Source organism: Streptomyces sp. NRRL F-5727, from assembly GCF_000719555.1.
Taxonomy (GTDB): Bacteria; Actinomycetota; Actinomycetes; order Streptomycetales; family Streptomycetaceae; genus Streptomyces.
In genome coordinates, this window is the sequence record NZ_JOGX01000007.1 from 161,713 (window position 1) to 179,889 (window position 18,177).

General features: G+C 73.9%; 18 protein-coding genes. 2 read left to right on the plus strand and 16 right to left on the minus strand.

Annotation, left to right across the window (positions count from 1 at the left end; genetic code table 11):
* Positions 1–30: 30 nt before the first annotated feature.
* From IF73_RS0108180 to IF73_RS0108195, 4 genes are all read right to left on the minus strand, one after another.
* Complete coding sequence (locus tag IF73_RS0108180; RefSeq protein ID WP_031005044.1) at positions 31–1,368, minus strand: hypothetical protein; 1,338 nt, start codon at positions 1,366–1,368, stop codon at positions 31–33.
* A gap of 255 nt (positions 1,369–1,623) precedes the next feature.
* Positions 1,624–2,106, minus strand: a complete 483-nt coding sequence (locus IF73_RS0108185; RefSeq protein ID WP_031005046.1) for a hypothetical protein — start codon at positions 2,104–2,106, stop codon at positions 1,624–1,626.
* 198 nt (positions 2,107–2,304) lie between these two features.
* On the minus strand, positions 2,305–2,667 hold the full coding sequence (locus tag IF73_RS0108190) for a cytidine deaminase (RefSeq protein WP_031005048.1): 363 nt from the start codon (positions 2,665–2,667) through the stop codon (positions 2,305–2,307).
* Between the two features lie 71 nt (positions 2,668–2,738).
* Positions 2,739–3,560 (minus strand): helix-turn-helix transcriptional regulator, encoded by an 822-nt coding sequence (locus IF73_RS0108195; RefSeq protein WP_234338190.1) that lies wholly within the window; start codon positions 3,558–3,560, stop codon positions 2,739–2,741.
* Between the two features lie 157 nt (positions 3,561–3,717).
* Between IF73_RS0108195 and IF73_RS0108200 the strand changes: the two genes are divergently transcribed.
* On the plus strand, positions 3,718–5,115 hold the full coding sequence (locus IF73_RS0108200) for an MFS transporter (RefSeq protein ID WP_037878568.1): 1,398 nt from the start codon (positions 3,718–3,720) through the stop codon (positions 5,113–5,115).
* Between the two features lies 1 nt (position 5,116).
* On the opposite strand, the gene IF73_RS0108205 is transcribed toward IF73_RS0108200, so the two are convergent.
* The 5 genes from IF73_RS0108205 to IF73_RS0108225 all read right to left on the minus strand — a co-directional run bounded on the left by IF73_RS0108205 (position 5,117) and on the right by IF73_RS0108225 (position 9,514).
* Complete coding sequence (locus tag IF73_RS0108205; RefSeq protein ID WP_031005054.1) at positions 5,117–5,470, minus strand: MmcQ/YjbR family DNA-binding protein; 354 nt, start codon at positions 5,468–5,470, stop codon at positions 5,117–5,119.
* On the minus strand, positions 5,467–6,774 hold the full coding sequence (locus tag IF73_RS0108210) for a hemolysin family protein (RefSeq protein WP_031005056.1): 1,308 nt from the start codon (positions 6,772–6,774) through the stop codon (positions 5,467–5,469). Before IF73_RS0108210 ends, IF73_RS0108205 begins: the two co-directional genes overlap by 4 nt.
* A 13-nt stretch (positions 6,775–6,787) precedes the next feature.
* Complete coding sequence (gene ybeY / locus IF73_RS0108215) at positions 6,788–7,285, minus strand: rRNA maturation RNase YbeY (RefSeq protein WP_030494138.1); 498 nt, start codon at positions 7,283–7,285, stop codon at positions 6,788–6,790.
* Between the two features lie 13 nt (positions 7,286–7,298).
* Complete coding sequence (locus IF73_RS0108220; protein WP_031005058.1) at positions 7,299–8,336, minus strand: PhoH family protein; 1,038 nt, start codon at positions 8,334–8,336, stop codon at positions 7,299–7,301.
* 104 nt (positions 8,337–8,440) lie between these two features.
* A complete protein-coding gene (locus IF73_RS0108225) occupies positions 8,441–9,514 on the minus strand; it encodes a PfkB family carbohydrate kinase (RefSeq protein ID WP_031005060.1) in 1,074 nt (357 codons plus the stop codon).
* Between the two features lie 343 nt (positions 9,515–9,857).
* Between IF73_RS0108225 and IF73_RS0108230 the strand changes: the two genes are divergently transcribed.
* On the plus strand, positions 9,858–11,192 hold the full coding sequence (locus tag IF73_RS0108230) for an MFS transporter (RefSeq protein ID WP_031005062.1): 1,335 nt from the start codon (positions 9,858–9,860) through the stop codon (positions 11,190–11,192).
* A 90-nt stretch (positions 11,193–11,282) separates the two neighbouring features.
* On the opposite strand, the gene IF73_RS0108235 is transcribed toward IF73_RS0108230, so the two are convergent.
* From IF73_RS0108235 to IF73_RS0108265, 7 genes are read right to left on the minus strand one after another with little or no spacing between them, the layout of a single operon-like run.
* Positions 11,283–12,281, minus strand: coding sequence for an adenosine deaminase (locus IF73_RS0108235; protein WP_031005064.1), 999 nt, complete (start codon positions 12,279–12,281; stop codon positions 11,283–11,285).
* 2 nt (positions 12,282–12,283) lie between these two features.
* Positions 12,284–13,189 (minus strand): ribonuclease Z, encoded by a 906-nt coding sequence (locus tag IF73_RS0108240; RefSeq protein WP_031005066.1) that lies wholly within the window; start codon positions 13,187–13,189, stop codon positions 12,284–12,286.
* 10 nt (positions 13,190–13,199) lie between these two features.
* Entirely contained in the window at positions 13,200–13,559 is a 360-nt protein-coding gene (locus IF73_RS0108245) for a histidine triad nucleotide-binding protein (RefSeq protein WP_031005068.1), read from the minus strand.
* A gap of 59 nt (positions 13,560–13,618) precedes the next feature.
* Positions 13,619–14,746 carry a tetratricopeptide repeat protein gene (locus tag IF73_RS0108250; RefSeq protein ID WP_031005069.1) on the minus strand — a complete coding sequence of 376 codons (1,128 nt, stop codon included), beginning with the start codon at positions 14,744–14,746 and terminating at the stop codon, positions 13,619–13,621.
* The gene (locus IF73_RS0108255; RefSeq protein ID WP_031005071.1) at positions 14,743–16,077 is read right to left on the minus strand and encodes an ATP-binding protein; all 1,335 of its coding nucleotides are present in this window, start codon (positions 16,075–16,077) and stop codon (positions 14,743–14,745) included. The genes IF73_RS0108250 and IF73_RS0108255 overlap by 4 nt, the downstream gene beginning before the upstream one ends.
* Before the next feature lie 57 nt (positions 16,078–16,134).
* Entirely contained in the window at positions 16,135–16,878 is a 744-nt protein-coding gene (locus IF73_RS0108260) for a 16S rRNA (uracil(1498)-N(3))-methyltransferase (protein WP_031005072.1), read from the minus strand.
* Entirely contained in the window at positions 16,875–17,963 is a 1,089-nt protein-coding gene (locus IF73_RS0108265) for a nitronate monooxygenase (RefSeq protein WP_031005074.1), read from the minus strand. Before IF73_RS0108265 ends, IF73_RS0108260 begins: the two co-directional genes overlap by 4 nt.
* Positions 17,964–18,177: the final 214 nt, after the last annotated feature.

Here is an 18,177-nt window from a genome sequence, read left to right on the forward strand (position 1 = left end):
GGGTGCGCCCGGCCGGCCCGTCGGCCGCGGTCAGGACAGGGTCAGCGTCAGGACGCCCGCGTAGCTGCCGGGGGCGGTGAACGCCGGGACGTCCAGCGCGAGCTGGGCGTCGAGGGTGAACTCGCCGCCGGTGAGCGTGCCGTTCGCCGTGGAGGCGAGGGTGGCACCGGCGCCGACGGGTCCGGCGGAGCCCGCCGTGCAGGCGCTGGGGCTGCCCGCCTTGGCGACGCAGGCGGGGGTCCAGCTGAGCCGGTCCGCGCCGATGGCGCCGCCGGGGCCGGTGAAGTCGGTGACCTTGCCGGTCACGGACCAGCCCGCGGGGCCGCCGCGGAAGTCCTTGACCGTCACCGTCTGGAGGGCTCCGGTGGCCGCGCCGCCCGTGCCGAAGTCGACCGCGGAGAGCGCGACGGCGTCGCCGGCCTGGGTCATGGACAGTTCGCCCGCCTGGACGGTGGCCGTGATCTTCTGGCTGTTCGGCGGGGTCGGGGTGTCGTCGACGACCTGGTACGCGATCGGGCCGGCGCCCTTCTCGGCGTTCCAGGTGCCGCCCTCGTACGCCACGATCCCGGTGGTGGCCAGGTCGTTCACCTTGAGCCGGGCGACGAAGCCGCCCGCGCTGTCGGTGGTGACGGTCATCCGGTCGGCGGTCTCCGCCGCTCCTGCCCGGGCGGCCACGGTCACCTGGGTGAGCGGGGTGAACTTGGCGCCGGTGACGGTCACCCGGACGCCGGGGGCGCCGGAGGTGGCGCCGAGTTCGAGGGTCCGCTCGTTGGGCACGGTCTGGTCGCCGGCCTGGACCGTCTCGGAGACGGGGGCGGGCGGGTTGAGGACCGTGCAGGGGGTGTCCAGCTCCATGATGTAGCTGGTGTGGATGTTGTAGTCGCCCGGGGAGAGGGTGATCGCGCCGGGGGCGGTGACCGTGAAGCTGCCGGTCATGGAGAAGCCCGGGAAGGCGCCCTTGCCGGGGACCGGCGGGTTCTTCTTGGGGCCGGTGACGCTGACCGCGCCGGTCTGGGCGCCGCCGAGGACGACCTTGCCGGTGGGGGTGAGGATGTCGGCCGGGAGCGCGAGGTCCACCGGGTTGGACGCGGCCGGCTTGGTGATCGAGTAGGTCACGCTGACCGTGTCGCCGACCTTGGGGTGGGTGTTGTCGACCGAGATCACGGCGGTGGTGACGCCCTCGATGGGCGGGATGCCGGCGATGGGCGGCGGGACGCAGCGGGTGGGGAATTCCACCGACTGCCCGGTGCCGGACGCCTGCGCCGGGGCGGCGAGCGCGCCGCCGGCCGCGAACGCGAGGGCGGTGGCGCCGAGGACGGCGGTCCAGCGCCGTCTTCGGGCCGCCGCCCGGGTTCGGGTGAATGCCATGTGAGTGCCCCCTCCTGAGGGTCGAGAGGGCGCCATTGACGGCTGGGGGGCGAGAGAAGTCAATAACGACGGAACCCATCGACTGATGACCCATCAGATCGTGTCAAGATCGGCCGATGTGCGGACTTCTCCGGCATGTCGGCGGGCACGCCGACGACCGGTGCCGCCCTCGGCGGCACCGGTCGTGACGGGCGCGGTGTTCAGCGGTGGATCAGCGGCGGACCGGCGGTGGATCGGCGAGGGACCGCCGGTGGATCAGCTGATGACGAACGGGCCCGGGGACTGCGACGTGACCGCGTCGCAGTTCACCGTGACGCCGAAGATGACCAGCTTGAGGGCGACGCCCGCGAAGTACGAGTTGAGGCTGTCGCCGGCCACCACGTTCGTGGCGGTCAGCGGGCCCAGCTTCGCGGCCCCGCCGGCCGGGATCGCCGGGTTCTTCTTGCCGGTGAAGACCCGGTCGGGGCCGGTGGAGTTGTCCAGGATCAGCGTGGAGCTGATCGTGTCCGCGCCGACCGAGATCGGCGAGGTCACGGGCGAGTCGATCCACACCTGGGCGGTGCTCCCCGAGTGGGTCATGGTGAGGGTGGCGGGGCCGCCGCCCCACGAGCCGCAGTCGTACGACGCCGTGACCGAGCCCGGCGAGACGGCGGCGGAGGCCGTGGGGGCGAAGGCGAGCGAGGCTGCGGCGAGGCCCGCGGCGAGTGCTCCGGCCGCCCCCAAGGTGCTTCTTCTCATGGCGAGTTCGTACCCCTTCCGATGACGAACGCAGGGGTGCGGGCACTGCGTGGAATGCGGAGATCTGACGGTCCGTCGGACCGCCCGCCGCCTATTGACGCGCAGACGGCATGGGAAGGCAAGAGAAGTCGCGGAGATCCTTCACAAACGCGCAAGGGCCCGGCCGTGGCCGGACCCCGCACCCCGGACGTACGGTGCTCAGCCCGCCGTCACGGCCGAACGCAGCTGCCCGTCCGGGCCCGCGAGCAGCACCGGCGTCTCCGGCCCGCCCAGGTCCCGGACGGCCGCCCGGTCCTCGTCGGACGCGGCCTCGGCGGCGGACACCACGGCCGCCGCCTCCAGCGACTGTGCCCCGCTCGCCACCGCCATCGCCACGGCCGTCCGCAGCGCGCTCAGCTTCAGCGACTCCAGCTCCACCGTGCCCGCCACATAGGTGCGGCCGGTCTCGTCCCGTACCGCCGCGCCCTCCGGCACGCCGTTGCGGGCGCGGGCGCTGCGCGCCAGCGTGATGATCTTCAGGTCCTCGGCGCCGAGGTCGCCGTGCTCACTGCTGAGTGTCATGGACCGAGCATAGGTCGGGGCGCGGCCCCGCCCCGCCGTCGGGTGCGCCGCCGGACCGGCCCGCCGCCCGGTCAGCCCGCCAGCGGGTACATCGCCCCCCGCCGGCCCTCCGGCGAGGCCAGCCACTCCAGCTTCTCGGCCGTACCGGCCTCCGGCAGCGGCGTGTGCAGCACGATCACCAGGTCCGGCCGGGCCGGCACCCGCAGCTGGGTGGCCTCCACATGGAGCGGGCCCGCCAGCGGGTGCTCCAGGATCTTGCGGGTCTGGCCGCCCGGCATGACGTCCCGCTGCTCCCACAGCTCCGCGAACTCGGCGCTCGCCGCCCTGGCCTCCTCCACCACCGCCCGGAACCCCTCGTCCTCCGGGCGCTCGGACCACGCGGCCCGGAACTGCGCCACCACCTTCGGCGCGAGCGCCGCCCAGTCGTTCGCCCGCGAGCGGTAGATCGGGTCGGTGAAGAAGGAGACCAGGCAGTTCTGGACCGTCTCCGGCCGCATCCCGAGCACGACCGACGCCGCCTCGTTGTACATGACCGTGTTCCAGTAGGCGTCCATGATGTGCGCCGGGAACGGCATCCACGCGTCGATGAGCCGCCGCAGCCCCTGGCACATGTCCCCCGCCCCCGGATCGGCCTCCGGCACCGGCGGGTTCAGCCCCGCGAGGACGTACAGATGGCGGCGCTCCACCGGGTTGAGCCGCAGCACCCGCGCGACCGCGTCGAGAACCTGCGGCGAGACGGTGATGTCACGGCCCTGCTCCAGCCACTGGTACCAGGAGACCCCCACCCCGGCGAGGACGGCGACCTCCTCACGGCGCAGGCCGGGCGTGCGGCGCCGCGCGCCGCCGTCCGGCAGACCGGCCTCCGCGGGGGTCACCCGGGCCCGACGGCTCATCAGGAACTGCCGCAGCTCGGCCAGTCGGTGCGCCTTGCCGTCGGTGCTCCCCACCGCTGTGACCACGTGTGCCTCTCCCCCCGGACGCCTGGTGGTACGACCAACAGCATAAGTTCCCGCTCCCCGGCGTTGTTCCCGCGCCATGAGAGTCGTGGCCATGACGACTCTGTCCTCTCCCCCGACTCCTGGCACCGGCCCCTCCCCCGCGTTCACCGGGCGGTCCCGGCTCATCCTCGTGGTGCTGTGCGCCGCCCAGTTCATGGTGGCCCTGGACTTCTCCGTCCTGAACGTGGCGCTGCCCGCGCTCGGCTCCGACCTCGGCCTCGGTCCGTCGGCCCTCCAGTGGGCGGTCACCGCCTTCGCGCTGCCGTCCGGCGGCTTCCTCCTGCTGTCCGGCCGGCTCGGCGACCTGTACGGGCGCAGGAAGCTCTTCCTGGCGGGCCTCGCCCTCTTCGGCGCCGCCTCGCTGCTCGCCGCTCTCGCCTGGGACCCGGCCTCCTTCCTCACCGGGCGCGCCCTCCAGGGCCTCGGCGCGGCCGCCGTCGTCCCGACCGGCATGTCCCTGCTGACGACCACCTTCCCGGAGGGCCCGCAGCGCGAACGGGCGCTCGGCATCTCCGGCACCCTGCTGTCCCTGGGCTTCACCATCGGCATGGTCCTCGGCGGGGTCATGACCGACACCCTGGGCTGGAGGTCCACCATGGGGATGCTCGCCTTCTTCACCCTGATCGTGCTCCCGCTCGCGCCGGGCCTGCTGCCCGAGTCCCGCACCACGGAGCGGCCCCGGCTCGACGTGCCGGGCGCCGTGACGGTCACCGGCGGTCTGCTCTCCCTGATCTACGCCCTGTCGACGGCGGCCGAACGCGGCTTCGGCGGCACCGACGTGCTCGTCAGCCTGGTCGTCGGCGTGGCGCTCCTGGTGGCCTTCGTGATCGTGGAGTCCCGCAGCCCGTCCCCCCTGGTGTCGCTGCCGATGCTGAAGCGGCGCACCGTCGCCCTCGGCAACCTGGGCGGGCTCGTGACCTTCTCGATGATGTCGGTGGTCGTCTTCGTCCTGACCCTGTACCTCCAGAAGACCCTGGAGCTCTCCGGCTTCCTCACCGGCCTGATCTTCGGCGCGCAGGGAGTCGTCTCGGTCTTCGCCGGGTCCGTGGTCCCCAGGGTGATCGGCCGGTTCGGAGCCCGCCGCACCCTGGTGCTCTCGCTCGCGGGCCAGGGCGTGTTCGTGGCGGCCCTGCTGGGCATCGGCGCGGAGTCGGGCGCGCTCCTCGCCGCCGTCGCCGTCTCGCTGGCCTCCATGTGCCACCTCGGCGCGATCATCTCGTACGGCGTGACCGTCACCTCCGGTGTCCCGGACGAGGAGCAGGGCCTGGCGACCGGCCTGGTCACCACCACCCAGCAGGTCGGCATCACCATCGGCATCCCGCTGCTCGGCGTGCTCGCCACCACCGGCGACAGCCTCTACGGGGGCGTCCGCACGGTCCTCGCGCTGGACGCGGCGATCGTGCTGGCGGCAGCGGCCGTCCTCGCCCTGGGCCTGCGTCGCTCCCGGTGAGCTACGGCCGGTCGAGGCGGAGCCGTACCGCCTTCGGCAGCCCGGCGACGACCAGGTCGTACGAGTCCTCGATGAGCTCCCGGACCATCCGGTCCGGGAGCCCGGCCACCTCCACCGTGTTCCAGTGGCGCTTGTTCATGTGGTAGCCGGGGGTGATCGCCGGGTGCTCCTCGCGGAGCCGGACGGCGTCCTCCGGGTCGCACTTCAGATTGACCCGCAGCGGCTCGCCGTCCAGCCAGGAGAGCGCGAACATCTTCCCCGCCACCTTGAAGACCGAGGTGTCGGGCCCGAAGGGGAACTCCTCGGTGGCGTCGTTGAACTCCAGGCAGAAGGCGCGCAGCCGGTCCGGGGTCACTCCTGGTCCTTCCCCTCCGCTCCGGCCGGGACGACCGGCTCGACGAGCACGGTGACGATCTTGTTCCGGCGGCCGGCCGGGGCCTCCGCGGTCAGCTTCAGCTCCCGCCCGTCCGGCAGGGCGACGACGGCCGTGGCGCCCGCGATCGGGACCCGGCCGAGGGCCTTGGCGAGCAGCCCGCCGACGGTCTCCACGTCCTCGTCGTCGAACTCGTCGGGGCCGAAGCCGTACAGCTCGCCCAGGTCGCCGATGTCGAGGCGGGCGGTGACCCGGTGGCGTTCGTCGCCGAGCTCCTGGACCGGCGGCAGCTCACGGTCGTACTCGTCGGTGATCTCGCCGACGATCTCCTCCAGGATGTCCTCGATCGTGACGATGCCGGCCGTGCCGCCGTACTCGTCGATGACGACGGCGACGTGGTTGCGCTCCTGCTGCATCTCGCGCAGCAGGTCGCCGGCGTTCTTGGTGTCGGGGACGAAGGCCGCCGCGCGCATCGCGGTGGAGACCAGGTCGGCCTCGGCGTCGCGGTTGATGTGCGTCTTGCGGACCAGGTCCTTCAGGTACACGATCCCGACGACGTCGTCCTCGTTCTCCCCCGTCACCGGGATGCGGGAGAAGCCGGAGCGCAGCGCGAGGGTGAGCGCCTGCCGGACGGTCTTGTACCGCTCGATGCAGACGAGGTCGGTGCGCGGCACCATCACCTCGCGGACCAGGGTGTCGCCCAGCTCGAAGACCGAGTGCACCATCCGGCGCTCCTCGTCCTCGATCAGCGACTCCTGCTCGGCCAGGTCCACCAGGGCCCGCAGCTCCGCCTCCGAGGCGAAGGGGCCCTTGCGGAAGCCCTTGCCCGGGGTGAGGGCGTTGCCGATGAGGATCAGCAGCTGCGGGATCGGGCCCATGATCCGGGCCAGCGGGACGAGGACGTACGCGGCGGCGGTGGCCGTGTTCAGCGGGTGCTGGCGGCCGATGGTGCGCGGCGAGACGCCGACGGCCACATAGCTGACCAGCACCATCACGGCGATCGCGACCAGCAGCGCCTCCCAGGTCTCCGGGAAGTACTCCAGGCAGGCGTAGGTGACGAGGACGCCGGCCGCCATCTCGCAGGCGACCCGGACCAGCAGCGCCACGTTGAGGTAGCGGGTCGGGTCGGAGGCGACCTGGGAGAGCTTCTCGGCGCCGCGCCGCCCGGCGCGGACGGCCTCGGCGGCGCGGAAGGCGGAGACCCGGGCGAGCCCGGCCTCGGCGCAGGCGGCGAGCCAGGCGACGACGACCAGGGCGACCGCGCCGAGGATCAGCTGGATGCTCATCGGACGCGCGGGGTCAGTTGACGGTGGGGGCGGGCGACGGGCCGGTGAGGCCCTTCTCGGCGCGCCAGCCGTCGACGATCGCCGCCTGGAGGCCGAACATCTCGGCCTTCTCGTCCGGCTCCTCGTGGTCGTAGCCGAGCAGGTGGAGGACGCCGTGGACGGTGAGCAGCTGGAGCTCCTCGTCCATGGAGTGCTTGGTCGGGGCGTCCTCGCCCTGCTTCTTGGCGACCTCGGGGCAGAGCACGATGTCGCCGAGGAGCCCCTGCGGGGGCTCCTCGTCGTCCTTGGCCGGCGGGCGCAGCTCGTCCATCGGGAAGGACATGACGTCCGTCGGTCCGGGGAGGTCCATCCACTGGATGTGGAGCTGCTCCATCGCCTCCGCGTCGACCACGATCACCGAGAGCTCGGAGAGCGGGTGGATGCGCATGCGGCCGAGGGCGTAGCGGGCGATGTCGAGGATCGCCTGCTCGTCGACCTCGGTGCCGGACTCGTTGTTGACGTCGATCGACATGTGCGGTGCTCTTCTACTTCCCGTTGCGGCCGGTGCGCTGCTCGTTGGCGTTGTCGTACTTCTCGTACGCGTCGACGATACGGCCGACGAGCCTGTGCCGGACGACATCCTGCGACGTGAGGGTCGAGAAGTGCACGTCGGGAACCCCGTCGAGGATGTCCCGGACCTGTCGCAGACCGCTCTTCGTGCCGCCGGGGAGGTCGACCTGCGTGATGTCGCCGGTGATGACGATCTTCGAGTCGAAGCCGAGGCGGGTGAGGAACATCTTCATCTGCTCGGGGTTCGTGTTCTGCGCCTCGTCGAGGATGATGAACGCGTCGTTGAGCGTCCGGCCCCGCATGTACGCCAGCGGCGCGACCTCGATCGTGCCGTTCGCCATCAGTTTGGGGATGGAGTCCGGGTCGAGCATGTCGTGCAGGGCGTCGTACAGCGGGCGCAGGTACGGGTCGATCTTCTCGTAGAGGGTGCCGGGGAGGAAGCCGAGGCGCTCGCCGGCCTCGACCGCGGGGCGGGTCAGGATGATCCGGGTGACCTGCTTGGACTGGAGGGCCTGCACGGCCTTGGCCATGGCCAGGTAGGTCTTGCCGGTGCCGGCGGGGCCGATGCCGAAGACGATCGTGTGCTGGTCGATCGCGTCGACGTACCGCTTCTGGTTGAGCGTCTTGGGGCGGATGGTGCGGCCCCGGCTGGAGAGGATGTTCTGGGTGAGCACCTCGGCCGGGGTCTCGTCGGCGCCTTCGCCGTTCTCGCTCGCCTTGAGCATGGCGATGGAGCGTTCCACTGCGTCCTCCGTCATCGGCTGTCCGGTGCGGAGCACCAGCATCATCTCGTCGAACAGGCGCTGGATGAGGGCGACTTCCGCTGCGTCGCCGACCGCGCTGACCTCGTTTCCCCGGACGTGGATGTCGACGTCGGGGAAGGCGTGCTCGATCACGCGGAGCAGGGAGTCGCCGGAACCGAGGACGGTCACCATGGGGTGCTTGGCGGGCACCGCGAAGCGGGCACGGGCCTCGCCCGGCGTTCCGTTGGGGGCTGTGGGTGTCTGCGTCATGGGCCGGCCCTCTGGCCTGCGCATACCTCCTGCTGTGGGGTTCTCGCTGCTCGACAACCTCTCGCTCCCAGCCTACGACCTGGCACCGCCGTGCCCGAAGCGGTTTACGGGACGGCCGCCCGGAAGCCGATGGTGGGCACCGCGCGGCGCGGCGGCCAGGGGCGCGCGGGGGCGGGGAGCAGGGCTTCGAGGAAGGCGTAGCGGGCGCGCAGCGCCTCCGGGTCCTGCCGGTCGTCGTGCTGGACGTGCTGCCACCAGGCGGCGATCTCGGTCCAGGTGGGGGCGGAGAGGGAGCCGCCGAACTCCTGGACGGAGAGGGCGGCGGTGAGGCCGGCGAAGGCGAGCCGGTCGGCGAGCGGCCAGTCGGCGAGGGTGCCGGTGACGAAGCCGGCCACGAAGACGTCGCCGGCGCCGGTGGGGTCGAGGGCCTCGACGCGGATGGCGGGCACCTCGGCGGTCTCGCCGGTGGCGCCGTCGACGGCGTAGGCGCCCTCGGCGCCGAGGGTGACGACGGCGTAGCGGACCTTGTCGGCGAGCGCGCGGGCGGCGGCGCGGGGGCAGTCGGTCCGGGTGTACCGCATCGCCTCGGCGGCGTTGGGCAGGAACGCCTCGCAGTGCTCCAGGTCGGTCAGGGCCGCCAGGTCCCAGCGGCCGGTGTCGTCCCAGCCGACGTCGGCGAAGACCTGGGCGCCGTCGCGGGCGGCGCGGGCCACCCACTCCTCGGTACGCCCCGGGGCGAGGGAGGCGACGGCGGCGCGGGCGAGCGGCGGCCGGACGGCGGGCCCGTCGGGGTGGGGGGCCTCGTGGCCGTGGGAGACCATCGTCCGCTCCCCCTCGTAGGCCATGGAGACGGTGACCGGCGAGTGCCAGCCGGAGACGGTGCGGGAGAGCGAGAGGTCGATGCCCTCGCCCTGTTCGAGGGCGTCCCAGCAGTACTCGCCGTAGTGGTCGTCGCCGAAGGCGGCGGCGAGGGAGGTGCGCAGGCCGAGGCGGGCGAGGGCGGTGGCCATGTTGGCGACGCCGCCGGGGCTGGAGCCCATGCCGCGGGCCCACGACTCGGTGCCGCGGACGGGGGCGCTGTCGAGGCCGGTGAAGATGATGTCGAGGAAGACGGTGCCGGTGAGGAAGACGTCGCAGGCCGGGTCGGCGGGTTCGCGGACGGTCTCCAGCGGGTCGATGCCGGGCTCGGGGCGGGGCCGCGCGTCCTCTCCGTCCGGCTCCGCGCGCTGGTCTCCGCTGGCTGTGCTCACGGCGTGACTCCCCGTTCGTGGTGCGGCGGGATCGGCACCGGGTGCCGATCCGGACAGTGTGCCCGATGGGGTCGGCGTGACGGGGGTGACGCGGCGGATCGCTCGTCCGTACCCCGGTTCACCCCTCCGAAACCGATTGTGTCCCGTCTCACAGGACGAATCGGGGGAGAGTGCCTTCTCCGCCCATTCGGTCGCTTGATACACATGGTGCCGCGACCCCGTGAATCACCGGGGCGCCGTCTCATTTCTCCGTTCGGTTCCTGGAACGCCCATGTCTGCGCGCCCGCGCGCCCGGGGGCCTCTCGCCGCCCTCGTCGCCCTCTTCACGGCCGGCTATCTCGCCCCGTACCTGCTGCCGACCGTCGTCGGCCGGCTCGCCGCCGGACTCGGCCTGGGTCCGACCCAGGCCGGTCTGACGGGTTCGGTGCTGCTGCTCGGCTCCGCCTCCGCCGGTTTCACGCTCGCCGCGCGCGTGGAGCGGATCGGCCCCCGCCGGGCCGCCCGGCTCGGACTGCTCGCGATGGCCCTCGGGTACGGCTCCGCCGCCGCGACCGGCAGTGTGCCGCTGGTGGTCGCCGGGGTGGTCCTCGGCGGCTTCGGCTCGGGTACGGCGACGGCGGTGGCGGCCTCCGGGATCGCCGGGCAGCCGGATCCGCAGCGGGCGTCCACGCTGGGCCTGCTGTCGGTCTCGGCGGCGGCCGGCGCGCTCTACCTGACGCTGCCGCGGCTCGGCGGCGGCCACGCCCTGCCGCTGCTCGCGCTGGCCGGGGCGGCGGTCCTGGTGTGGCCGGTGACGGGCCGGCTGCCGGGCGCCACGCGCGCGTACCGGGGCGCGCCGGTCCCGGAGGCCGCCGGACCGCTGCCGTACCGGCGGGCGGGCGCGGTCCTGGCCGGCTGTGTCCTGTGCTGGTCCCTCGCCCAGAACGCGCTCTGGGGCGTCAGCGGCCGGATCGGCACCGGCCAGGCGGGGCTCTCCGAGGTGACCGTCGGCGCGGTCTTCGCGCTGGCGCTCGGCGCGGGCCTGGCGGGGGTCACGGCGGCGGGGGCGCTCGGCTCGCGCCTGGGGCGCGCGGTGCCGATCGGCGCGGGCACGGCCCTGATCGCGTGCTGCGTCCTGCTCAGCGCGGCCGCCGACGGCCTGGCCTCCTTCGCGACCGGCGAGATCCTCTGGAACGCGGTCTACCCGGTCGTCCTCTCGTACCTGCTCGGTCTCGCCGCCTCCCTCGACCCGCGCGGCCGCTGGGCGGTCCTCGTCGGCTCGGCGTCGTCCCTCGGCACGGCCTGCGGCCCGCTCGCCGGCAGCGTCCTCTCCGAGACGGCCGGCTACCCGGGCATGGGCGCGGTCCTGGCCGGCCTCCTCGTGCTGGTCGCCGCGCCGATGACCGCGGTCGCCCGCCACGCCTCCGGGCGGCCCCTGGTCCCCGGCTCGGTCCGCCGCCGCGGCGGGGCACCGGCGGCGTTCGTGGCGGGCGCGTCTCCGGCCCCGCGGGCGCTGCTGCCCCAGGTGGGCGCCCCCGAACAGGAGATCACCCCCCTGGCACCCCCGCCCCACCCCGCCCCCACGCAATCCACCTACCACCTGGCCCGCCCCACCAACACCCGCTGACCGCTCCCGGCGGCCCCCGTGTGGGCAGGCGTTCCGCACGGCGGAACCATGGCCCACAACGGGGCGGCGGCGCGGCCGGCGCGGGTGGGGTCAGAAGGCGTGGGCGGCTACTTCCGCGAGGTAGCGGGCGCGACGGGGCTCGTCGTCGTCCAGGAAGGCCGCCTCGAAGGAGTGCCGCGCCAGCGTCCGCAGCTGCTCCGGCGCGAGCCCGAGCGCGTCACGGACCCCGTCGTAGTTGTCGCCCACGTAACCCCCGAAGTACGCGGGGTCGTCCGAGTTGACCGTCACCAGCAGCCCCGCGTCCAGCATCGCCCGCAGCGGGTGGTCCGCCAGCGTGTCGATCACCCGCAGCCGCACGTTCGACAGCGGGCACAGCGTCAGCGGGATCCGCTCGCGGACCAGTCGCTCGACCAGGTCGGGGTCCTCCATGCAGCGCAGGCCGTGGTCGATCCGCTCCACGCCGAGCACGTCCAGCGCCTCGCGGACGTACGACGCCGGGCCCTCCTCGCCCGCGTGCGCGACCCGCCGCAGGCCGAGCCGGGCGGCCTCCTCGTACACGGCGCGGAACTTGGCCGGCGGGTGGCCGACCTCGGCCGAGTCGAGGCCGACGCCGGTGATCCGGTCGAGGTACGGCTTCGCGGCCTCCAGGGTGGCGAGCGCCGACTCGGCGGACTCGTCGCGCAGGAAGCAGAGGATGAGCCGGGTGGAGATCCCGTACCGCTCCTCGGCCCGGTCGAGGGAGGCGGTCAGCCCCTCGACGACGGTGCCGATCGGGACGCCCCGCGAGGTGTGCGCCTGCGGGTCGAAGAAGATCTCGGCGTGCCGGACGCCCTGGGCGGCGGCCCGCTCCAGGTAGGCGTCGGCGAGCGCGGTGAAGTCCTCTGCGGTCCGCAGGACCGCCATCAGGGCGTAGTACAGGTCGAGGAAGGACTGGAGGTCGCTGAAGCGGTACGCCTCGCGCAGCGCCTCGGTGTCGGCGTACGGGAGGGTGACGCCGTTCCGCTCGGCGAGGGCGAAGGCCAGCTCGGGTTCGAGGGTGCCTTCGATGTGGAGGTGCAGTTCGGCCTTGGGGAGGGCGGCGACAGACATGTTCACGTTCGTTTCGGTACGGGGACCCGCATGAGGTCCTGGGCAATGCTCAGCTCGCCCTCGAATCCGGCGGCCCGGGCCTGCCGTTCGAACTCCGTCGGGTCGGAGTAGCGCTGCGAGAAGTGGGTGAGGACGAGGTGCCGGACGCCGGCGTCGCGGGCGACGGCGGCGGCCTGACCGGCCGTGAGGTGGCCGTGGTCGGCGGCGAGCCGGCGGTCCTCGTCGAGGAAGGTGGACTCGATGACGAGGAGGTCGGTGCCGTCCGCGAGGGCGTGGACGCCGTCGCAGAGCCGGGTGTCCATGACGAAGGCGAAGCGCTGCCCGCGCCGGACCTCGCTCACCTCGTCGAGGGTGACCCCGCCGAGGCTGCCCTCGCGCTGGATGCGGCCCACGTCCGGGCCCTTGATGCCGTGGGCGGCGAGCCGCTCCGGCAGCAGCCGGCGCCCGTCGGGCTCGACGAGGCGGTAGCCGAAGGACTCGACGGGGTGGGAGAGCCGGCGGGCCTCCAGCGTGAAGGCGCCGGTGACGGCGAGGACGCCGTCCTCGGCGACCGGCGCCTCGGTCAGTTCGACGGACTCGCGGTAGGCGGTGGCGTACCGCAGCCGTTCGAAGAAGTGCTGCCCGCTGGCCGGGTAGTGGGCGGTGATCTGGTGCGGGACCTGGTCGAGGTTGATCCGCTGGATCACCCCGGCCAGGCCCAGCGAGTGGTCGCCGTGGAAGTGCGTGACGCAGATCCGGTTCAGGTCGTGCGCGGCGACCCCGGCCCGCAGCATCTGCCGCTGGGTGCCCTCGCCGGGGTCGAAGAGCAGGCCGTGGCCGTCCCAGCGGAGCAGGTACCCGTTGTGGTTTCGGTGGCGGGTCGGGACCTGGCTGGCGGTGCCGAGGACGACCAGTTCGCGGACGGACACGGGCGCGGTCCTATCCGGGGGGCCAGTTGAGGCCGCGGCCGCCCAGCACGTGCGCGTGCGCGTGGAAGACGGTCTGGCCCGCGCCCGCGCCGGTGTTGAGGATGATGCGGTAGCCGCTGCCGTCGATCTTCTCCTGCTCGGCGACCTCGCCGGCCTCGCGCAGCACGTCGGCGGCGACGGTCGGCGCGGCGGCGGCGAGCGAGGCGGCGTCCGGGTAGTGGAGGCGCGGGATGACGAGCACGTGGGTGGGCGCCTGCGGGTTGATGTCGCGGAACGCCAGCGTGGTCTCGGTCTCGCGGACGATCGTCGCCGGCACCTCCCCTGCCGCGATCTTGCAGAACAGGCAGTCGCTCTGCGGCTCTCCGGCCATGCTGCGGGCTCCTCGCCGTCGGTGGATCAGTACCTGCGCATGCTATCCGGCGAGCCCGCTCAGTCCTTGGGCATCCGCCGGTTGAGGGCGGAGCGGCTGATCCAGTACGTGAGGACCACGGCCCAGAAGAGCGGCGTGCCGAGCCCCGCGACCAGACCGGCGTCGAAGGACCACAGCGCCATGGAGACCGCCGAGTACAGCCCGAGCAGCGCGACGGCCGCGGCCATCGCGAGCACCGGCCGGCAGTTGCGGGCGACGAGGAGCAGCGGGCGGCGCAGCCGCGGCGGCACCCGGCGGGCCATCCACACGGCCCAGCCGGCCCAGGCGCCGACGAGCACGGCGGCGCCGATGACGAGGGGCACGACGGCGTCGGCGCCGGTCGCGCCGGTCCTGACCGGGGCGGCGCCGACCGCGGAGGCGAGGAAGCCGACCAGGGCGACCCAGCGCGCGCCGGCGGCGGTCCCCCAGGCCATCGCCTCCAGGTTGAAGCGGGCCTTGCGGTCGGTGAGGTCGAGCGCGGCGGAGGCGACGAAGCCCTCCGCCGCCTGCGTCCAGGCCCCGCGGCGGAACCAGCGGCGGCGCAGCCGGACCAGGGAGAGGTTGTTGTGGGCCTCGCTGCTCTGCGGGTTGAGCCGGAGGGTCGTCTCGTACGCCTGCCGGGCGGTGGCGTGGTCGCCGCGCCGCTGGGCGGTGAGGCCGACGAGGAAGTGGGCGGCGTCCTCCTCGGGGCCGAGGGCGACGGCGGTCCTGGCGGCCTCGTAGGCGGCGGCCAGCCGGGCCTTGTCGCGGCCGCCGCCCGCCTCGGCGGTCGCGGCGAGCGCGGTGCCCATCGCGTAGTGGCTGCCCCAGAACTGCGGGGCCAGCTGGACCGAGCGGTGGGCGGCGGCCTCGGCGTCCCCGTACCGCTTGAGGGCGAGCAGGATCTGGGTGCGCATCAGGTGCGCCATGATCAGCTCGGGCTCGGCGCGCAGCGCCTGCTCGACGGCGACGAGGGCGGCGGCGTGGTTCCCCGCCCGGTGCTGGCAGCGGGCGAGCAGGGTGAGGGCGTCGGCGTCCTCGGGTTCCTGCGCGAGGTGCCGGGCGGCGAGCTCCCCGGCCTGCTCGTACCGGCCGGCCTCGTACAGCGCCTCGGCCCGGGCGAGCGCGGAGGGTGTGACGGGGCCGGAGGGGGTGGCGGGGGTGGTCACAGCTTGCGCTTCCGCTTCAGGTAGGCGAGGAGGTCGTCGTAGAGACCGCCCTCGTTGGCGAACATGGCGACGTTGCGGGCGGCGGCGAACCAGGGCTCGGTGGACGGCCGGATCTGCTTGGCGGCGCCGAGCAGGTCCTTGGTGGTGATGAGCCGGACCTTGCCGGTGCGGGCGGAGTCGAGGAGGGCGGACTCGGCGGCGGTCTCGCAGAGGTGGGCGAGGTCGGCGCCGGAGAAGTCGTCGGTGGCCTTGACGAGCTTGCCGAGGTCGACGGCCTCGATGGGCCGGTCGCGCAGGTGGTAGCGGAGGATCGCCTCGCGGGCGGGGCCGTCGGGCGGCAGCACGAGGAGGGTGCGGTCGAGGCGGCCGGGGCGGCGCAGGGCGATGTCGACGTCCCAGGGCACGTTGGTGGCGGCGAGGACGAAGACCCCTTCGTTGCCGGCGCCGGAGGCGATGCCGTCGAGCTCGGTGAGGAGCTGGTTGACGACGTTGCGGAGGCCGTTGCTGTGGGTGCGGGAGCGCTTGCCGCCGAGGGCGTCCAGCTCGTCGAGGAAGACCACGCAGGGAGCCTGGCGGCGGGCGGTCTCGAAGATGTCGTGGATGTTCTTCTCGGAGGCCCCGATCCACATGTCGAGGACGTCGGAGAGGGAGACGGTGAGGAAGTTGGCGCCGAGTTCGCCGGCGACGGCCCGGGCGATGAAGGTCTTGCCGCAGCCGGGCGGGCCGTAGAGGAGGAGTCCGCCGCGGAGCGACTTGCCGTAGAGGCGGCGGAGTTCGGGATTGCGCATGGGTGCGAGGAAGGCGGCTTCGAGCCGTTCCTTGACGTCGGTCATGCCGCCGACGTCGGCGAGGCGTACGGACCCGGGCGCGTCCACGTCCCAGGCGGCGGCGTCCCCGGCGAGTCCGTCCCCGCCGTCGGCCTGCGGCTCCTCCAGGAACCGCGGCCCGACGAGGTCGGACACCTGCTCCTCGGCGGCGGCCCAGTCGAAGTCCTGCCCCGTCTCGGGCCGTACGGGCGCGGCCGGGGTCTCCGGTGCGGGCGCGGGCGGCACGGCCGGCGGCGCGGGCACGGCCGGCGGCTCGGGTGCGGGCACGGCCGGCGGCTCGGGGGCGGGCGCGGCCGGCGGCATTCCCATGGCGCGGACCATCAGGGCCCGGGCCGCGGCGTCCCCCGGCGCGTGCTGGAGGGCGACGGCCGCCTCCGTGACGGCCTCGTCGTTCCGCCCCTCGGCGAGGAGGAGTTCGGCGAAGTGGAGGCGCAGGGGCACGTCGCCGGGCGCGGCGGCGACCGCGGCGCGCAGACTGCGGATCAGGGAGGACTCGTCGGCCATGGGGGTCAGCCTAGAAAAGACCCGTGGCGGCCGGACAGCGGGTCCCCCCTGGGCGGTTCAGCCCCAGCGGCCGGTGCGGCCGAGGACGAGGGCGGTGGCCGCGGTACCGGCCGTGGAGGTGCGCAGGACGCTCCGGCCGAGCCGGTACGGCTTCGCGCCCGCCGCCTCGAAGGCGGCCAGCTCCTCCGGGGAGACCCCGCCCTCGGGGCCGACGACCAGCACGACGGAGCCCTTCGCGGGGAGTCCGGCGGTGGCGAGGGCGCCGCTCGGGTGGTCGCGGTCCTCGTGCAGCACGGCCGCGAAGTCGGCGGCGGCGAGCAGCTGGGCGACCTGCTTGGTGGTCATCAGGTCGGCGACCTCGGGGAAGCGGGTGCGGCGGGACTGCTTGCCGGCCTCGCGGGCGGTGGCGCGCCACTTGGCGAGCGCCTTGAGGCCGCGGTCGCCGCGCCACTGGGTGATGCAGCGGGAGGCGGCCCACGGCACGATCGCGTCGACGCCGGTCTCGGTCATGGTCTCGACGGCGAGTTCGCCCCGGTCGCCCTTGGGGAGGGCCTGGACGACGGTGATCCGCGGCTCCTCCTCCGGCTCCTCGTGCTCCCCCGTCACCTCCACGGTCAGCCGGTCCTTGCCCTCGGTCTCCCGCACCACGCACTCCGCCCAGCGGCCCCGGCCGTCGGTGAGGACGAGCTCCTCGCCGGCCTGGAGGCGCTTCACGGAGACGGCGTGCCGTCCCTCGGAGCCCTCCAGGACGAAGGTGCCGGCGCCGGGGACGGCGTCGACGACGAAGACGGGGGCGGTCATGAGGCACTCCTGAGGGCCGGGTCGGCGAGTTCGGTGAGGGCGGTGTCGAGTTCGGCGGCGAGCACCTCGACGAGCTCCGCGGCGGGCAGCTCGCGGGCCAGCCGGTGGCCCTGGCCCGCCCACAGGGCCATGCCCTGGGGGTCGCCGGCGCCGGCGGCGGCCTTCCGCAGCGGGGCGGTGAGGTGGTGGATCTCGGGGTAGCCGGCGGGGGCGTACGGGCCGTGCTCGCGCATGAAGCGGTTGACGAGCCCGCGGGCGGGCCGGCCGGAGAAGGCCCGGGTGAGGGCGGTCCGGTTGAAGAGCGGGTCGGTGAGGGCCCGCTTGTGCAGCGGGTGGGCGCCGGACTCGGGGCAGACGAGGAAGGCGGTGCCGAGCTGGGCGGCGGCGGCCCCGGCGGCGAGCACGGCGGCGATCTGCGCGCCGCGCATCAGGCCGCCGGCGGCGACCAGCGGCAGCGCGGTCGTCTCCCGGACCTGGGTGAGCAGGGCGAGCAGGCCGGTGCCGCGCTGCTCGTCGGCCGGGTCGTCCCGGTACGAGCCCTGGTGGCCGCCCGCCTCGACGCCCTGGACGCACAGCGCGTCGGCGCCCGCCGCCTGGGCCGTGCGGGCCTCGTCGGCGGAGGTGACGGTGACGATCGTGTACGTGCCGGCGCGGGCGAACGCCTCCAGGGTCTCGGGCTTCGGGCAGCCGAAGGTGAAGGAGACGACGGGGACCGGGTCCTCCAGGAGGATCGCCAGCTTGGACTCGTACCCGTCGTCACGCGAGTCGTCGGTCTCGCCGAGCGGGGTCCCGTACCAGCCGGCCTCCCCGGCCAGCTGGTGGCGGTAGACCTCGATGGCCGCGGGGTCGGCGGTGGGGCCGGTCTGCGGCATGAAGACGTTGACGCCGAAGGGCTGTCCGGTCAGCCCGCGGACCTGTTTGATCTCCTGGTAGAGACCGCCGGCCGTCTTGTACCCGGCGGCGAGGAAGCCGAGCGCGCCGGCCGCGCCGACGGCTCCGACGAGCGCGGGACTGGAAGCGCCACCCGCCATGGGGGCCTGCACGATCGGGTACCGGAAGAGATCGTTCAGTGCGGTGGTGGACATATGGGCATCGTGTCATGCCCGTTCCCGGGCACGGGAAAGGGGCGGCACTCAGAGTGCCACCCCTCTCACGCAGCGATCACACAGCGATCACGCCGTTCCCGGATCAGCGCCCGTTGAACACGTCCTTCAGCCGCGAGAACAAGCCCTGCTGCCCCGGCCGACTGTGCTCACCCGGGGGACGACCCCCGGACCCCCAGCAGCAGGGGCCCGACCG